The following is a 15,094-nucleotide window of genomic DNA, read 5'->3' on the forward strand; positions in this document are numbered from 1 at the left end:
GCGCGGCTGTCCGGGGAGCAGATGCACAGCTCATTCGGCGGCCAACTGCGTGATTTCTCGGCGGAAGGGCAGATCGTCGCCAATATCCTCGCCGTCCACCTCGCGCGCATAGCGGTGGCCTGCATAGGTGGCCCAGGCAATCGGCCCCGGCGCATTGGCGTCACCGATGATCTTGACCGACTTGATACCCGCATCCGCCCAGTCGGCCTCGCGCGCTTTAAGGTCGAAGTAAAGCCCGTTGGTTTCCTGCCGCGAGGCCACCATGACCACGGCGTCGCAGCCAAACTGCTGAGTAATGTCGGTATAGGTGCAGTTGGACACCACATGCCCATTGCCGATTTCGACAACCCCGCGGTTGAGGACGATGTTCACCCCCATCCGCGCCAGCTTCTGGTGGATGGCATGCTGTTCCAGCGTGTTCACCGTCCAGTCGGACAGGTAGGCCGAAGGCGTGATGATGGTGACGTTGCAACCCTCCTGCGCCAGAAGTTCGGCCAACACGCCACCCATATAATAATGGTCGTCGTCATAGATCACGACGTTGCCGGTGGGTTTCTTCCCCGCCATGATATCGTCAGGCGTGAAAACCGGCATCGCCGCGTCGATTGGGAACGGCACCACATGCTGCCGGCTTACACCGTCCCGACGCCATGTCGCGCCCGTGGCCACGCAGATATTCTCGAAGCCGAATTCGAGGATCGCATCGGCATCCAGCGCACTGTCGAAATAGGTCTCGACATTGGGTTTCTGGCTGATCTGATACTCGCGGTAATCCACGACGCGTCCCCAGGCCGACAGCCCCGGCAGCAAGCGTTCGCGCGCCACACGCCCGCCCAGCATGGTACCGGCCTCGGCCAGCGCCACGTCATAGCCGCGCTCGGACAAGGCGCGCGTTGCCTCCAGCCCGGCCGGTCCGGCACCTACCACCAGCACGTTCGAACTCGCCCCCTTGGAGTTCATCCTTTCGGGGTGCCAGCCCTTGCGCCATTCCTCCATGAAGGTGGGGTTCTGGGTGCAGCGGCTGATCGACATGGTCATATCGCCGGTGATGCAGATATTGCAGCCGATGCATTCGCGGATGTCTTCGATCCGGCCTTCCTCAATCTTTTTGGGCAGGAAGGGATCGGCAATCGAGGGCCGCGCGCAGCCGATGAAATCGAGCGTGCCGGTGCGGATCATTTTCGTCATCACGTCCGGAGAGGTAAATCGGCCGACACCGACGATGGGCTTGTCGGTCAATTCGTGAATGCCGCGCACCAATTGTTCCTGTGCGGCTTCTTCCTTGAACCGCGACGGGCCAGAGCAATCCTCCCAGGTGCCCTGCGCCAGGTCCCAGAGATCCGGCAGATCGCGGTTCATCTCGATGAAATCGCGCACCTCGGCGTTGGAAAAGCCCAGATCGCCGATGGTCTCGTCAAGGCTGACCCGCAGTGTCAGCGCCATCGTGTCACCCACCGCGTCGCGCATGTCAGAAATAACCTCGCGGACAAAGCGCGCGCGGTTTTCCAAGCTGCCGCCATATTCGTCGCTGCGCTGGTTGGTGGCGCGGCTCAGAAAGTGCTGGAAAATGCCGAAACCATGCGCGCCGTAAAGACAAATCAGGTCAAAGCCCGCATCCTTGGACCGTTTCGCGGCATTGACGAACCAGCGGCGCAGATCGCGGATTTCGGTCTTGTCGAGCGCGCGGGCCTGCACCGGATCATTGGTGAAAGTGCGGATCGGCATGGCCGAAACGGCCAGCGGCACTTCCTTGGAATAAAGGTTCGGCCCGTTGATGCCGGAATATGCAAGCTGGATGCCCGCCAACGCGCCGTGGGTCTTCATCTTTTCCGACATGCGGCGCAGCATCGGGATGTCCTTGTCCTCCCACAGACGCAATTCGATGAAGGGTGTGATCTCCGAGGTGTGATGCATCTCGCATTGCTCGGTAAAGATCACACCCCAGCCCCCCTCGGCCTTGATACCGCGCATCTCGGCGGCGGCGGAAGGGTCGCGGTAGCCGCCACCATTGCAATGGGGCACCTGATAGAACCGGTTCTTGGCGGTTACGGGCCCGATATCCATCGGCTCGAACAGAATGTCATAGCGTTGGTCGCGCACGTCTTGCTCCTGCATTTGTCAGCTCGCAGAATATCGCGCCTTAACGGCGGGAAAAGGTGCGGTTGCGAAAGCGCCGCTTAGGCAGAACCTAACCGGCTTCGGCGGGTGCGAGTCCGGGAAAGGCTCCGTTCTGGTATTGCTGCCGACAATGGCCGACAAAGGCGCGGATCACGCTGGACTGGTCGGCATCGGTGGGGGTCAGAAGCCCCATGCGCATGGGCCGAACCTTGCCACGGATCGGGATGTAGTGCAGCGGTTTACCATCGGGCGCGCGATCGCTCAGAAACGGAACATTGGCGATGGAAAACCCGAAACCGTTGGCCACGAGGCTGCGCATTACCGCCATGTCCCGCGTGCGTTCCGCGACCACCGGCGGCACCCCGGCTGATACGAAAAACGACAGGAAATACTCTGATGAATAGGGCAGGTCCAGCAGCACCATCGGATGATCAGCCAGATCATCCACCGACACCTCGTCCGCTCCGGCCAGCGGATGCCCGTCACCTATGATGGCATATGGCGGCAATTCCAGCAGCGTTTCGAACACCAGATCGGCGGGCAACTGCAAGTCATAGGTCAGCGCCACGTCGATCTCTGCCCGGCGCAGGGCGCTGAAAATCTCTGCCTGGTTCAGTTCGGTCTGGCGGCTGCGGACCTCAGGGAATTCGGCCTGAAAACTCTGCCGCACAGCAGGAAGTACAAGCTGGGCAAAGGTCACGAGGCAGCCGATATTCAACCCTCCGCGCACCGCGCCCGAAATGTCGCCTGCAAGATCAACCAAAGCATTCGCTTCGCTCAGCACGACCTGAACCCGTTCGAGCATCTGCCTGCCAGCCTGCGTCAGCGACAGCCCTTGCGCGTGCTGGCGCACGAACAGCGGGATGCCGAATTCCTTTTCAAGCTGCGAGATCGCGGCCGAAATCGAGGGGGATGATACGCTGACCTTTTCCGACGCCAGCGCGATCGACCCCATTTCGCCGACGGCGACGAAGTATTCCAATTGGCGCAGGGTGAAGCGTAGGGGCATTGCAACTGTTTACGCTGCACTTGCAGAAATTCAAGCCTCGTACGTGATCCGCGTTGTTTTAAGCGCGGTGTACATGCCCAGCGAATGCGGCGACACATCGCGCCGGAACCCGGATTGTTGCATGCCGCCAAGGGGCGTCATGGCCGAAATCACATCCACGATGGTGACCTAAACGGTGCCCGCCATCAGCGCATCAGAGATACGCAGCGCGCAGCCTTTGACCAGCCGAACGGATTGCTTGGCTGCATCAACAACTGCCGCTCAACGCCGCCTTTGCTGCTAAATGTCAGCACCGCGGCACCACGGTTCCAGTTGTCCACAGTGCAGTCGAGCATGCCTGTTTCCTAATTTCAGTCGTCGCCGGGCACGCCGTAGGACGGCGCCTCTCGCGGGTCGAGCGCGCGCTGGATATAGGCGTCCAGTTGCGGTTCGTAGACGCCCCAGGCGGTTGCGATATTCTCGATCGGGCAGTCCTCGGTCCAGTCGCAGCGTAACTCGGCCACGGGCCAGCTGACCTTGTCGACGATCAGCAACCCGGCGGAATGCACCGGACCGGCCTCGCCCCCTGCAGCCAGCCCCGCGCGCATCGCGGCAATCAGCCGGTCTCCGATATGGCCCGTCGCGGCTCTATAGCCGTCAACGATGGCTTGCGGCACGCGCTCATTGGCCAGAAGGTTGCCGCCAGAGGCCACGTTCGGCGCCTCGGCCTGCGTCCAGATGCCAAGCGATTTCGGCCCTGAATGGATCGCCGTCCGCCCTTGCCTGTCCACCGCCAGAACCTGACGGTATTCGATGAATTTTCCAAGGTCGCGGACGCCGGCGATGGCCTCGGCCGCGCTCATCCCGCCCTGCATAAGGTCCAGCGCCAGCGGGCCCAGCGTCGGGTCTGTCACATTCTGCGACGCCACCGCGCCCACGCCCGCGCGGGCATAAGCACAACGCGCCGCGACGGCGGGCGAGGAGGACGCTATCGCCATGCCGAACATGCCCGTCTCTTCGCAGCGGGCGACCAGGGAAAACGTCATGCGCCTACTCCGGAATGACGGCGGTACCGTCGATCTCGACCAGCCATTCGGGCCGGGCCAGCGCCTGCACCACAAGCCCGGTCGAGACCGGATGCACGCCTTTGATATATTCGCCCATGGTCCGGTAAACCGCCTCTCGGTAGCGAACGTCAGTGATATAGACCACCACCTTGACCAGATGCTCCATGCTGCCGCCTGCCTCTTCGATCAGCTGGCGGATGTTCTGCATCACCTTGTGGGTCTGCTCCACCGGATCGTGGCTGTCGATGTTCTTGGCATCGTCGAGGTTCTGCGGGCACTGGCCGCGCAGCCAGACGGTCTTGCCGCCATGGGTGACCACGGCCTGACACAGATCGTTGTCGAGGTTCTGCTCGGGATATGTCTCGCGCGTGTTGAACTTGCGTATACGGGTATGGGCCATGAAAGCTCCTGTCGTGGGAAGGATCGGGCAATCGGGATCAGTCGGCGCGCCCCTCTTCAAGCCGGGCCATCAGATATTGGGCAAAGTCATAGTTCGGGCGTTCAAGATGGCTGAGATGCCCTGGCACCGCATGATCCGAACAAAGCCCACGATACACTTTTTCGGTGCAGCCACGATCTTCGACATTCACGTCGTCCAGAAGCGTCTTGAGCGCCTCGAAATTGCTTTGCGCATCTTCGTCCCCCGCATAGTCGTCAGACATGCCGCCGCCGAAGCGGATATGGACCTGTCCGGGGCCCTTGGGATGCAGGCTCAGATACCAGAAATAGCCCGGCGTCAACGTGATCATCAGGCTGGGATAGATCGCGAGCAGGAAGGTCGTGCGGCGTTCGTCGCCTTTCAAACGATCATTCGACGGGTGCGCCATGGCGATGCGCAACTGGTCGTCCTTGAGGATCGTGTGGTAATTGAAGGCGGGCAGACCGGGCGGGCAGACCATATCCTCCAGCTTGGACAATCCACCGATGGTGCCCGCGTGGCAGACCGGCAGGTGATAGCTTTCCATGAAATTCTCGGCCAGAACCTTCCAGTTGGTGTCCCAGACATGCTCTTCAAAGAAGGTCTCGGTGTAATTTGTCATGTCATAGCCGGCGACAAGGTCTTCGACATCGGCCAGTTGCTCGGCCACCGGGGGCGTATCCTCGTTGAGGCAGATGAAGACCCAGCCCAGCCATTCCTCGCAGCGGATTTCGGGCAGGTGGTAGGCGTCCTTGCAAAAGCCCGTGTTGCGCGTCATTCCCGGTGCGCCGCGCAGCGACCCATCAAGGTTGTAGGTCCACGCATGGTACGGGCAGACGATGGCGCGCGTCTTGCCGCGCCCGTGCAACAGCGTCGACATGCGGTGCAGGCAGACATTGGACATGGCCCGTAAAGCGCCGTCGCGGTCGCGAATGACGATGATTGGCTGACCGGCCAGTTCGCAGGTGGTGTAATCACCCGGCTCGGCCAGGCTGTCGGCCCGCCCGACGCAGAACCAATCTTTGGAGAAGATATGCGTCAGTTCCTCATTCAGAAAGCTGTCTGACATGTAGACCGATGGCGGCATCGCGCGCGCGGCCTCGAACGGTTGCGCCGTATTGTGGCGCAAATCCTTGATCGGGTCTGTGTGATCCTTTGCCATTATGTTCCCTTTGGTCAGCTTGCCGATGCCTGATGATCGGACGCGCCGCGGTAAGCGCGGTACTTGCCTTGAATTGCAATCTGTTCAGCCACGTATTTGGCATCATGCCAGACGCCCCAGATAAACGTCGAGCCCCGCCGCGATTGCCACGGTAGGCCGAGGAAATAAATCCCCGGTTCGGACGACACGCCACGCTGATGCCGGGGACGGCCGCTCTCGTCAAAGGCATCGACCTTCATCCAGCTGAAATCCTGCCGAAACCCGGTGGCCCAGATGATGGTGGTGATGCCCGCGCCCTTCAGGTCCAGCTCCCGGATCGGATTGGTCAGGCATTCCGGATCTGGCAGCATGTCGCGCGCCTCCGGCTCCTGCGGCAGATCAAGGCCATTGCGCGTGGTATAAGCGTCGGCAAGGTCCAGCATCTGGATATAGCTGGCATCGCCCGCCGCAATATTGGTGCGCAGATCGTCGCGGAAGCGAACGACGCCCTCGGTGCAGGCCTCTGTCAGGCCGAGCAACGTCACACCTTCGCTGGCGAGGCGGCGGAAATCCATGGTCTGGCCACCATAGGCGCCACTGACCGAGATCGTCACATGTTCTTTGCCGGGCTCTGCTGCCGCCATGTCCCACAGGCCAAGCACGCCCAGCCACCAGCAGAAGTCGCGCCCGCGATAGGCGCGCGGCGGGCGTTCGTGCGGGCCGACCGACAGATAAACCCTGCGCCCGGCGCGGTTCAGTTCATCCGCGATCTGCGCGCCGGACGATCCGGCACCGACCACCAGGACCGCGCCTTCGGGCAGCTGATCGGGAGACTTGTAGTGGAAGGAGTGCAACTGCGTCACGCCTTCGGACTCGGGCACCACTGGCGGGATCACCGGGTGCTGAAACGCGCCCGTTGCCGCAACAACGTTCAGGGCCTCGATCTTGCCCGCCGAGGTTTCGACGGTAAAGCCGGGGCGGCCCTGATTGCGCTCTGCCTTGGCCACCTCGACCCCGGTGCGGATCGGCGCGTCGATCATGCGCGCATAGGTTTCCATATAAGTGGCGACAATCGTCTTGGTCGGGAACCCGTCCGGGTCACAGCCTTCAAATTCGAGGTTGGGAAAACGGTCATGCCAGGCAGGCCCGTTTGCCACGAGCGACTCCCACCGCCCGGTCCGCCAGGCCTCGGCCACGCGGTTCTTTTCCAGAACGAGGTGGGGAATGCCCTGCGCGCTGAGATGTTCGCTCATCGCGATTCCCGCCTGACCCGCCCCCACAACCAAGGTATCTGTCTTTTCAGTAGGCATTGCGTTTCCCTGACATTTCAAAACTCGAACAGATCGCACGCGGCGCATCGCAGCATCGGTTCGGTGAGTTCAGGGTTTCATCTTTGCTTTCGACAGAAAATCATTGTCTGGCTCATCATGCCTTAGGGTTTGCCTAATCACATCTGCGCCCTGTGCCCGTACCCGTACAAGCTGCCACTGAAAGCCAAACCTTCGCGCAACGTGCCGTTCGTTCCCGGCAGCACTTGGCCAACGGCATGACCCGGACCGCCAGTAGGTCCGGATGGCGCAACGGCGGTGACAGCTTGCCGCCTTCATCTTTGGCAAAGCTCGGCGCCACGCGAAATGATACCCTGCAGCGCGTTCAGATGTCCTTGACCAGGCGCAGGGCGTCGTAAATGGCGGCGTGGGTGTTGCGTGCGGAAACGGCGTCGCCGATGCGGAACAGCTGGAACGCGCCGTCCGGGTTGCGCGTGCAGGTTTGCGGCTTGCCGTCGATCAGCGCGTTGTAATCCACCTCTCCGGCATTGGTCGCCAGAGGTTTGAGATCGAAATACAGCTCATCCAGCGGCAGGGTGCCGTAGTTCACGACGACCTGATCAACCTCCAGCTCATAGCTGTGGTCGCTGTAATCCGTGCCGATCGTCGCAGTCAGCGTGTTACCGCGCCGGGTGACATCCATCAGGCGGCGCGTGACGGTAAAGGTCACATCCTTGTCCTGAAGCGAACGCATATAGGGCACGAGGTTCATCGCCATCACGCCTGACGAAAAGGTCCGGTCCGGCGTCATGATCTCTACCGAAGCGCCCGCATTCGCCGCGACTTCTGCGGCCTGCAAGGCAGGGTGGTCGCCGCTTTCGTCATAGATCAGAACCTTGCCCGCAGGTTTCACATCGCCCGAGATGATATCCCAGGAGGTGACAACATGGGTCTGTTCGCCTTTCTGCTCGAACAGTTCCGTATTGGGCAGCCCGCCAGTGGCGACAATCACCACATCGGGGTTCAGGGCGGTCACATCGCCCGCCTCGGCCCATGTGTTGAAGTGGAACCTCACATCGCGCGCGGCGCATTGCGCCATGCGCCAATCGATGATGCCGATCATCTCGCGGCGGCGCGGGGATTGCGACGTCAGCAAGACCTGTCCGCCGGGTTGGGCTGCCGCCTCGAACACTGTCACGCCATGGCCGCGTTCGGCAGCGACCCGTGCGGCTTCCAGCCCGGCGGGACCGGCACCGATGATGACAACCTTTCTTGCTGCCTCCGCTTTTGCGATCTCGTGCGGCATGGTCAATTCGCGGCCGGTGGCGGCGTTGTGAATGCACAGCGCATCCCCGGCCTGATAGATGCGATCCAGACAGTAGGTCGCCCCGACGCAGGGGCGGATATCATCCTCGCGCCCTTCGATGATCTTGCGCACGATATGCGGGTCCGCCATGTGGGCGCGCGTCATTCCGACCATATCCAGAAGGCCAGCCTGCACGGCATGGCGCGCCGTGGCCACATCCGGAATGCGCGCGGCATGGAACGTTGGCATGCCCGTCGCCTTGCGCACCTCGCCCGCGAAATCAAGGTGGGGGGCAGACTTCATCCCCTGAATGGGGATCACGTCGGTCATGGCGGGGTCAGTGTGGATGCGCCCCTTGATGACGTTCAGGAAATCGATCTGCCCGGTGGCGGCGATGCGTTTGGAAATCTCCAAGCCTTCCTCGGGTGTGATCCCACCCTTTTGCGCCTCATCCGCAGTGTAGCGCAGACCGACGATGAACTCTGCGCCCACGCGTTTGCGGATCGCCTCGACCACATCCAGCGGGAACCGCATACGGTTTTCCAGCGTATCGGCCCCGTATGGCCCGGTCAGATCATTTGTCAGCGGCGACCAGAACTGATCCAGCAGATGGCCGTAGACCTGCAATTCGATGCCATCCATCCCGCCCGCCTGCATCCGCTCTGCGGCATCGGCAAAGTCGGTGATGATGCGATCAATGTCCCAATCTTCGATCAGTTTGGGAAAGGCGTGATGCGCAGGCTCGCGGTGCTTGGAGGACGACACCGAGGGCAGCCAATCGCCCTTGTTCCAGGTGGTGCGTCGCCCAAGATGCGTAAGCTGGATCATGACAGCGCAGCCATGTTCATGCACGCCATCGGTAAGGTTCCGGATCCAGGGAACCACTTCATCTTTATAAGCAAGGATATTGTTGAAAACCGGCGGGCTGTCCCGGCTGACGGCGGCAGATCCGGCCGTCATCGCAAGCGCCACACCTGCCTTGGCCCGTTCGGCATGATAGGCAGCGTAGCGTTCCTTGGGCATGCCATCCTCGGGATAGGCCGGCTCATGGCTCGTCGTCATGATCCGGTTGCGCAATGAGAGGTTTTTGAGCTGGAACGGCTGAAGCAATGGATCGCTGGACATTTCGGCTGCCTTACGCGTTGTTTCCTGACATAAGTGTCAGGTCAGAATTTGCGGAATTGACACCCCTGTCAAGTTCTTTAGGTATATCGTCATGAAAAAGCCGTCGGCCAACAGGAACCGCGCCAGTTGCGAGACATGGATAGAGGCCGCCTACACCCTTTTCGTGGAGGAAGGGATCGAGGCGGTCAAGGTCATGCCGCTGGCCAAGAATCTGAACCTGACGCGCACCGGTTTCTACTGGCATTTCAAAGACCTTTCAGAGCTGCACGACGCCATAGTCGAGATCTGGAAAACCCGGAACACCGGCATCATTCTTGAACGCTGCGCGATGCCCGCGCAAAGCCTGTGTGCCGCGCTTTTCAACCTGTTGGATTGCTGGATCGACAATGAGCTTTTCGATGCCCCGCTTGATCTCGCAATCCGAAACTGGGCACGCAATGATGCGCGGCTGCAAGTGATTGTCGATCAGTCTGACGAGGACCGGCTGGCAGCCGTCAGGGCATTGTTCGAACGGTTCGGAAGGTCGGGGGAGGCTGCCCATTTCCGCGCCCTGACCGTGATCCTGACCCAGACCGGGTACTATTCGATGCATGTGTCCGAACCCCGTCTCAAACGCGCGCTCGCTGGCTGCCACTACGTGGAGATCTTCGCGGGCGAGGCCCCAACGGAGGCAGAGAAAGACGCGTTCCTGAAGCGTCATCGCTGACCCCGCCGGCCGGATGATCGGTTGGTTGGGCTCAACGTGGCCCCGAACTGCTTATGATTGTTGCGACCGTCGGCTCCTCGCCCTTTGCAGCGTGATTACGTCCTTGTATCGAATCGCGAAGGCTGTCATATGCTGCGTCGCTACGTTATTCTCTATCGCTCTACTGTCTCCCTCATACGGCGCTCAGTCCCTCGATCCAGACCGACCGCGCCGGGCTGCCGCAATAAAGTGGGCAGCGAATTACTAAGGAGACCACGGATATGGCCACTGGCACCGTGAAATGGTTCAACACCACCAAAGGCTTCGGCTTCATCGCACCTGACTCCGGCGGCAAGGACGTTTTCGTCCATATTTCCGCTGTTGAGCGTTCGGGTCTGACCGGCCTCGCCGACAACCAGAAAGTCGAGTTCGAGCTCGAATCCGGCCGTGACGGCCGTGAGAGCGCGACCAACCTCGCACTGGTCTAAGACCGCTTCGGGGTGGGCCCATCGGGCCCGCCCCACCCTGTCCTCACAGAGCCAGCGCCGTGAGGAACATCCCCAAGCCGAAAACCGTATGGGCGACCAGCCCCATGATCCGCCCCTTCCAGGGACGCGGTGTACGTGACAGGGCCCAGCCCAACCCCATGCCGGGTTGCAGCAGGAACCAGCCAGCCGCAATCGTGATCAGCGCGAAGATCCACACCGGCAGGAATGTCGGATCTGCGACCCATTGCTTCCCCGCCAGCAGAACGAAAATCACGCCATAGGCAATGCCCACGCCGTAATGCACCGCCCAGCCGAGTTTCAGTTCCGAGGGAACCGGCTCTGCCACCGCGATGTCATCGTGAAACAGCTTCCCGCGCATCGTATGCCCCGACCAACGGCCAACATTGGCCCAGTTGGGCTTAGGCTGACCGAAAGCCCGGTGCAGCAGGACCGCCCAGAGATCCATCGCCAGCGTGCCGCCCAGCCCCATCAGAATTCCGACCGTTATCAGCCCCATCTCTGCCCCTTCCCTGTTGCGCATGTTTTCAATGCCCGACATCGGACAGGGGCGCAATGCCACGGGGGCGAACAGATCAGGCGCTCTTTGCCCAGCTCACGATCTGTGCCGCTGGCATCGCGCCTGACTGGCGTTTTCTTTCACGACCACCCTGAAAGGCGATCATCGTCGGTATGCCGCGAATACCGTAGCCTTGGCCCGCGCCCGGGTGATCCTCGGTGTTGATCTTGATCAGCCGCGCAGATCCGCGCAGGGCGTCTGCTGCCTTGGAAAACTCCGGCGCCATCATGCGGCAGGGACCACACCACGGGGCCCAGAAATCCACGATCAACGGCACCTCATCAGTCGCTGCGGCCTTTTTCAGCGTGGCAAGATCCACCTCCACCGGCTTGGCCGACATCAAGGCCGCGCCGCAGGTTCCGCATTTCGGGCCTTCGCTCAATCGATCATCCGGCACACGGTTCACTTGCCCGCAATCGAGGCATGTCAGTTTCTTTCCGGCCATTGCCGCCTCCACCATATTTCGAATCGCATATGTGTCTGGCCGGGCCTGCGAACAAGGGTGGGCGGGATTTCGCGCGCCCGCAGGGCCAAGAAGGTGCATGCGGGCAACATCAAACGGTAACATTTCGATGAGACTATGGAACTTCAGGCCGCTCGCGTTGATTTTTGGAACGATAATGCTGAAAATGCCGCGTCAAGATGAGAGTATGAGAATGTCCATGATTTCCAGACGAACCTTTATTGCTGCGGGTGCTGCCACACTCGCCACACCTGCGCTTGCGCAGCAAGCCTTCCAGATCAACCCGATCTTCCTGCCCCAGTCCGTGAGGATCGACCCGGCGCTGGCGGCCAACCAGATCCTGATCGTGCCGCGCGCGCACTTCCTTTACTTCATCACCGAACCTGGCCGCGCGCGTCGTTACGGCGTGGGTGTCGGCAAGGCCGGGCTTGAATTCACCGGCACCGCGTCGATTGATGTAAAGAAGGAATGGCCGACCTGGCGCCCGACCAATGAAATGATCGAACGCGAGCCAGAGGCCTATTCCAAGTTTGTGGACAACGACTACGTCCAGCCCGGCGGCCCCGGCAACCCGCTGGGTGCGCGTGCGCTGTATCTGTTCCAGAACGGGCGTGACACGTACTTCCGCATCCACGGCACCACGGCGCCACGTTCCATCGGACGGTCGGTTTCCAACGGGTGTATCCGCATGATTAACGATCATGTGATTGATCTGTACCAGCGTGTGCCGATCGGTACCAAGGTGACTGTGCTGTAATACACGCAACGGCCGCCCCTCATGCATGATGTCGTTGTCATCGGCGCAGGACCGGCCGGTGCGGCGGCGGCCGCCACTGCGGCGCGTGCAGGCTTGCGGACGGCGCTTATCGACAAGGCCCGCTTCCCCCGGGATAAGCTCTGCGGGGGGGGCTTTACCGGGCGAAGCCTCGGCTATTATCAGCAGATCTATGGCGCCCCGCGGCCAGATGCGCCGTTCCTCACCCGAAACGAGATGGCCTTCTATGCCTTCGGAGAGCATTTGGGCACCTATCAGGATTGCCCCCCGCTCCACCTTGCCATGCGCCGGTCACTGGATGCCGAGATGTTCGCCCGCGCCGTGGCCATGGGGGCCGAGGACTATACCGGACGGGGGATGTCATCCCTGACGCCTGCGGGCGCGGTCACGCTGACTGACGGTACACATCTGCGAGGTCGGATCGTGATTGGGGCTGATGGGGTCAACAGTCCAAGCGCGCGGGTTCTGTTCGGCTCAGCCTTCGACCGCAGCAAGATCGGCTTTGCACTGGAAGTGGAAAGCGAAGGGGATCCCGACAAATTGCCCGTCCGCATCGACTTTGGTGCCGCAGAATGGGGCTATGGCTGGGCATTCCCGAAATACCACGGTGTAACAGTGGGCGTGGGCGGCGTGATGCAACGCAATACTGATTTGAAATCCGCGCTGACCAACTACCTCAAATTCACTGGCACACAGGCACATGGCCCCGTGAAGGGCCAGTTCTTGCCGTTCGGACAGGCGCGCAAGGTTCCGGGCTTGGGCACTGTGTTGCTTGCAGGTGATGCCGCAGGGCTTGTTGATCCTATCACGGGCGAGGGAATCGCTTATGCCATGAAAAGCGGGCAACTTGCCGCGCAAGCCGCGATCCGTGCCCTGTCTGCCGGGACACCGCAATCCGCGCTTGCCGCGTATCGCGCTGACTTGCGCAGCATCACCCGTGCCATCTCTCAGGCCAGAAACTTGCGCCAGCTGATGTTCCGTCCTGTGTTCCGATCGACCTTTATTCGTGGGTTTTCGCGCTCTTCGACGCTTCGCCAAGAATACTTGCGCCTCCTCGCGGGCGAGACTGAATATGCCGATATTACGCGCGCTGTGGGCCGGCGTCTGCCCGCGCTGCTTTGGCGGACTCTTGCCCATACACGCTAAAGGAGATTTTTTACCATACTTGCGACAAATTATCGCGTAGTAACCTTTCCTAAAGGTTTTGGCAGGCAAACTGTCAAAAAAGGAGGAAGTTCATGGCGACTATTGCGCTGGTCCTTGGCAGCTTCGCGGGGTTGATCACTGCCGTAACCGGCTGGGTCTTCTTCGACTGGTCCATCGCCTATTCCTTCTTCGTCTACGTCTTCGGCGGGGTTCTTTCCTTGGGCATCTGCACCACCGCGATGATGTTTACTCCTGAAACAGACGAATAGGCACAAGTTTGCCAACGCAGCAATTGCCGTCTGAAACTGCGCAAAAAACCTTGAAAAACGTCCTGAGTTGGGGAAATGATATTTCCGCGACGTTACCACTATCGACCCACTGTTCCTGTTAAACGGCTCAGTTCTCGATTCTGCACTGACTAGCCACACTGCCGCATTTCCGCGGGCAGCACTTTGACAGGAGACACGACGATGGCCACCGGCACCGTCAAATGGTTCAACACCACCAAAGGCTACGGCTTCATCGCGCCCGATGGCGCAAGCAAAGACGTTTTCGTTCACATTTCTGCAGTCGAGCGTTCGGGTCTGACCGGACTTGCAGACAACCAGAAGGTGACCTTCGATATTGAGCCCGGCCGCGACGGTCGAGAGTCAGCCGTGAACATTTCTCTGGCCTGAGCCGCGCCATTTCCGGCACCAGACATTCGACCCGGACGGCCCTGCCGACCGGGTTTCTTTTTGTCATCTTTCCAGCCTTGTAAAACGCCCCCGAGGCGACGCGACGGCCTTGCAGCTTTCTGACAGTTTACGCCCGCGACCGCTTTCCAATGCAAGGGTCAGTCCCTGCCTATTCCCCGGCACGCTCTATCAGCTCTTCGACCGCCGGGCCGATGGCGTCCACGATATGCGCCACTCCCTTGGCGTTTGGATGTATCCCATCATCCTGCATGAAGTCGCCATTATTCGTCGATGTCGCCCCGGCGATCCGCATTCCTTCAAAGAAATCAGGGTAGTAGAGCGTGCCAAACTCCTCGGAAAGTTCGGGGTAGATCGCATCAAAGCTCTGCTTGTAGGCCGCCCCGTAATTGCCCGGCGCAGGCAGCCCGACCAGCAGAACCTCTATCCCCCGCGCCTCTGCGACCTCCATGATGCCGCGAAGGTTTTCGCGCGCGTTTTCAGGCGGAATGCCGCGCAGCAGGTCATTGCCGCCAAGTGTCACGATCATCCCCTCAACCTCGGGCGTGAGGGACCATTCGACCCGCGCCAGCCCGCCTGCGGTGGTGTCGCCCGACACGCCGCCATTGATCAGTCGTACGTCGTGGCCGCGCTCTTCGAGCCAGGCACGCAATTGCGGCACAAACCCCTCTTCCTCGATCAGCCCGTAGCCCTGTGTCAGACTGTCGCCTAGCGCCAGAATATGCGTCTCGGCCGCCTGTGCCATAGCCGCGAAAGCGAACCAGATTGCAACAGTGGCCTTGCCCGCCGCCGCCAAGCGCCCATATTGAGCCTGAACCTGCATTGACTGGACCT

At 60.9% G+C, this 15,094-nt stretch carries 17 protein-coding genes; 6 read left to right on the forward strand and 11 right to left on the reverse strand.

The genetic code is table 11. The features are described 5' to 3' along the window. Window positions 1-30 precede the first annotated feature (30 nt). From EDD52_RS07905 to EDD52_RS07935, 8 genes are all read right to left on the reverse strand, one after another. The gene (locus tag EDD52_RS07905) at window positions 31-2,100 is read right to left on the reverse strand and encodes an oxidoreductase (protein WP_132243588.1); all 2,070 of its coding nucleotides are present in this window, start codon (window positions 2,098-2,100) and stop codon (window positions 31-33) included. 88 nt (window positions 2,101-2,188) lie between these two features. Next, window positions 2,189-3,127 carry a LysR family transcriptional regulator gene (locus EDD52_RS07910; protein WP_132243590.1) on the reverse strand — a complete coding sequence of 313 codons (939 nt, stop codon included), beginning with the start codon at window positions 3,125-3,127 and terminating at the stop codon, window positions 2,189-2,191. 185 nt (window positions 3,128-3,312) lie between these two features. Beyond that, window positions 3,313-3,462 (reverse strand): hypothetical protein, encoded by a 150-nt coding sequence (locus EDD52_RS23625; protein WP_165907480.1) that lies wholly within the window; start codon window positions 3,460-3,462, stop codon window positions 3,313-3,315. Between the two features lie 15 nt (window positions 3,463-3,477). Next, on the reverse strand, window positions 3,478-4,152 hold the full coding sequence (locus tag EDD52_RS07915; protein ID WP_132243592.1) for a DUF1028 domain-containing protein: 675 nt from the start codon (window positions 4,150-4,152) through the stop codon (window positions 3,478-3,480). Between the two features lie 4 nt (window positions 4,153-4,156). Beyond that, window positions 4,157-4,573, reverse strand: a complete 417-nt coding sequence (locus tag EDD52_RS07920; protein WP_132243594.1) for a RidA family protein — start codon at window positions 4,571-4,573, stop codon at window positions 4,157-4,159. A gap of 37 nt (window positions 4,574-4,610) precedes the next feature. Continuing rightward, on the reverse strand, window positions 4,611-5,753 hold the full coding sequence (locus tag EDD52_RS07925) for an aromatic ring-hydroxylating oxygenase subunit alpha (RefSeq protein WP_132243596.1): 1,143 nt from the start codon (window positions 5,751-5,753) through the stop codon (window positions 4,611-4,613). Between the two features lie 14 nt (window positions 5,754-5,767). Further along, window positions 5,768-7,042, reverse strand: coding sequence for a flavin-containing monooxygenase (locus tag EDD52_RS07930; protein ID WP_132243598.1), 1,275 nt, complete (start codon window positions 7,040-7,042; stop codon window positions 5,768-5,770). Between the two features lie 343 nt (window positions 7,043-7,385). Beyond that, window positions 7,386-9,431: an NADH:flavin oxidoreductase gene (locus tag EDD52_RS07935; protein WP_132243600.1), complete on the reverse strand. Its 2,046-nt coding sequence runs from the start codon at window positions 9,429-9,431 to the stop codon at window positions 7,386-7,388. A 91-nt stretch (window positions 9,432-9,522) separates the two neighbouring features. Between EDD52_RS07935 and EDD52_RS07940 the strand changes: the two genes are divergently transcribed. Together EDD52_RS07940 and EDD52_RS07945 are read left to right on the forward strand one after the other, a co-directional pair. Further along, window positions 9,523-10,137, forward strand: coding sequence for a TetR/AcrR family transcriptional regulator (locus tag EDD52_RS07940; protein ID WP_132243602.1), 615 nt, complete (start codon window positions 9,523-9,525; stop codon window positions 10,135-10,137). Window positions 10,138-10,397: 260 nt separating this feature from the next. Beyond that, complete coding sequence (locus tag EDD52_RS07945; protein ID WP_132243604.1) at window positions 10,398-10,604, forward strand: cold-shock protein; 207 nt, start codon at window positions 10,398-10,400, stop codon at window positions 10,602-10,604. A gap of 43 nt (window positions 10,605-10,647) precedes the next feature. Here EDD52_RS07945 and EDD52_RS07950 read toward each other — a convergent pair whose 3' ends face one another. Both EDD52_RS07950 and trxC read right to left on the reverse strand, forming a co-directional pair. Continuing rightward, window positions 10,648-11,145 (reverse strand): DUF2938 domain-containing protein, encoded by a 498-nt coding sequence (locus EDD52_RS07950; RefSeq protein ID WP_243651873.1) that lies wholly within the window; start codon window positions 11,143-11,145, stop codon window positions 10,648-10,650. 52 nt (window positions 11,146-11,197) lie between these two features. Next, complete coding sequence (trxC, locus tag EDD52_RS07955; protein ID WP_132243606.1) at window positions 11,198-11,626, reverse strand: thioredoxin TrxC; 429 nt, start codon at window positions 11,624-11,626, stop codon at window positions 11,198-11,200. Between the two features lie 217 nt (window positions 11,627-11,843). Between trxC and EDD52_RS07960 the strand changes: the two genes are divergently transcribed. From EDD52_RS07960 to EDD52_RS07970, 4 genes are all read left to right on the forward strand, one after another. Further along, window positions 11,844-12,401: a L,D-transpeptidase gene (locus EDD52_RS07960; protein ID WP_207905984.1), complete on the forward strand. Its 558-nt coding sequence runs from the start codon at window positions 11,844-11,846 to the stop codon at window positions 12,399-12,401. A gap of 21 nt (window positions 12,402-12,422) precedes the next feature. Beyond that, a complete protein-coding gene (locus EDD52_RS07965) occupies window positions 12,423-13,565 on the forward strand; it encodes an NAD(P)/FAD-dependent oxidoreductase (protein ID WP_132243608.1) in 1,143 nt (380 codons plus the stop codon). Window positions 13,566-13,657: 92 nt separating this feature from the next. After that, window positions 13,658-13,834 carry a hypothetical protein gene (locus EDD52_RS23630; RefSeq protein ID WP_165907481.1) on the forward strand — a complete coding sequence of 59 codons (177 nt, stop codon included), beginning with the start codon at window positions 13,658-13,660 and terminating at the stop codon, window positions 13,832-13,834. A 201-nt stretch (window positions 13,835-14,035) separates the two neighbouring features. Next, window positions 14,036-14,242 carry a cold-shock protein gene (locus tag EDD52_RS07970; RefSeq protein WP_132243610.1) on the forward strand — a complete coding sequence of 69 codons (207 nt, stop codon included), beginning with the start codon at window positions 14,036-14,038 and terminating at the stop codon, window positions 14,240-14,242. Between the two features lie 169 nt (window positions 14,243-14,411). Here EDD52_RS07970 and EDD52_RS07975 read toward each other — a convergent pair whose 3' ends face one another. Continuing rightward, entirely contained in the window at window positions 14,412-15,083 is a 672-nt protein-coding gene (locus EDD52_RS07975; RefSeq protein ID WP_132243612.1) for an arylesterase, read from the reverse strand. Window positions 15,084-15,094 lie beyond the last annotated feature (11 nt).

Origin of the sequence: Primorskyibacter sedentarius, assembly GCF_004342065.1 — a bacterium.
Classification (GTDB): Bacteria; Pseudomonadota; Alphaproteobacteria; order Rhodobacterales; family Rhodobacteraceae; genus Primorskyibacter; species Primorskyibacter sedentarius.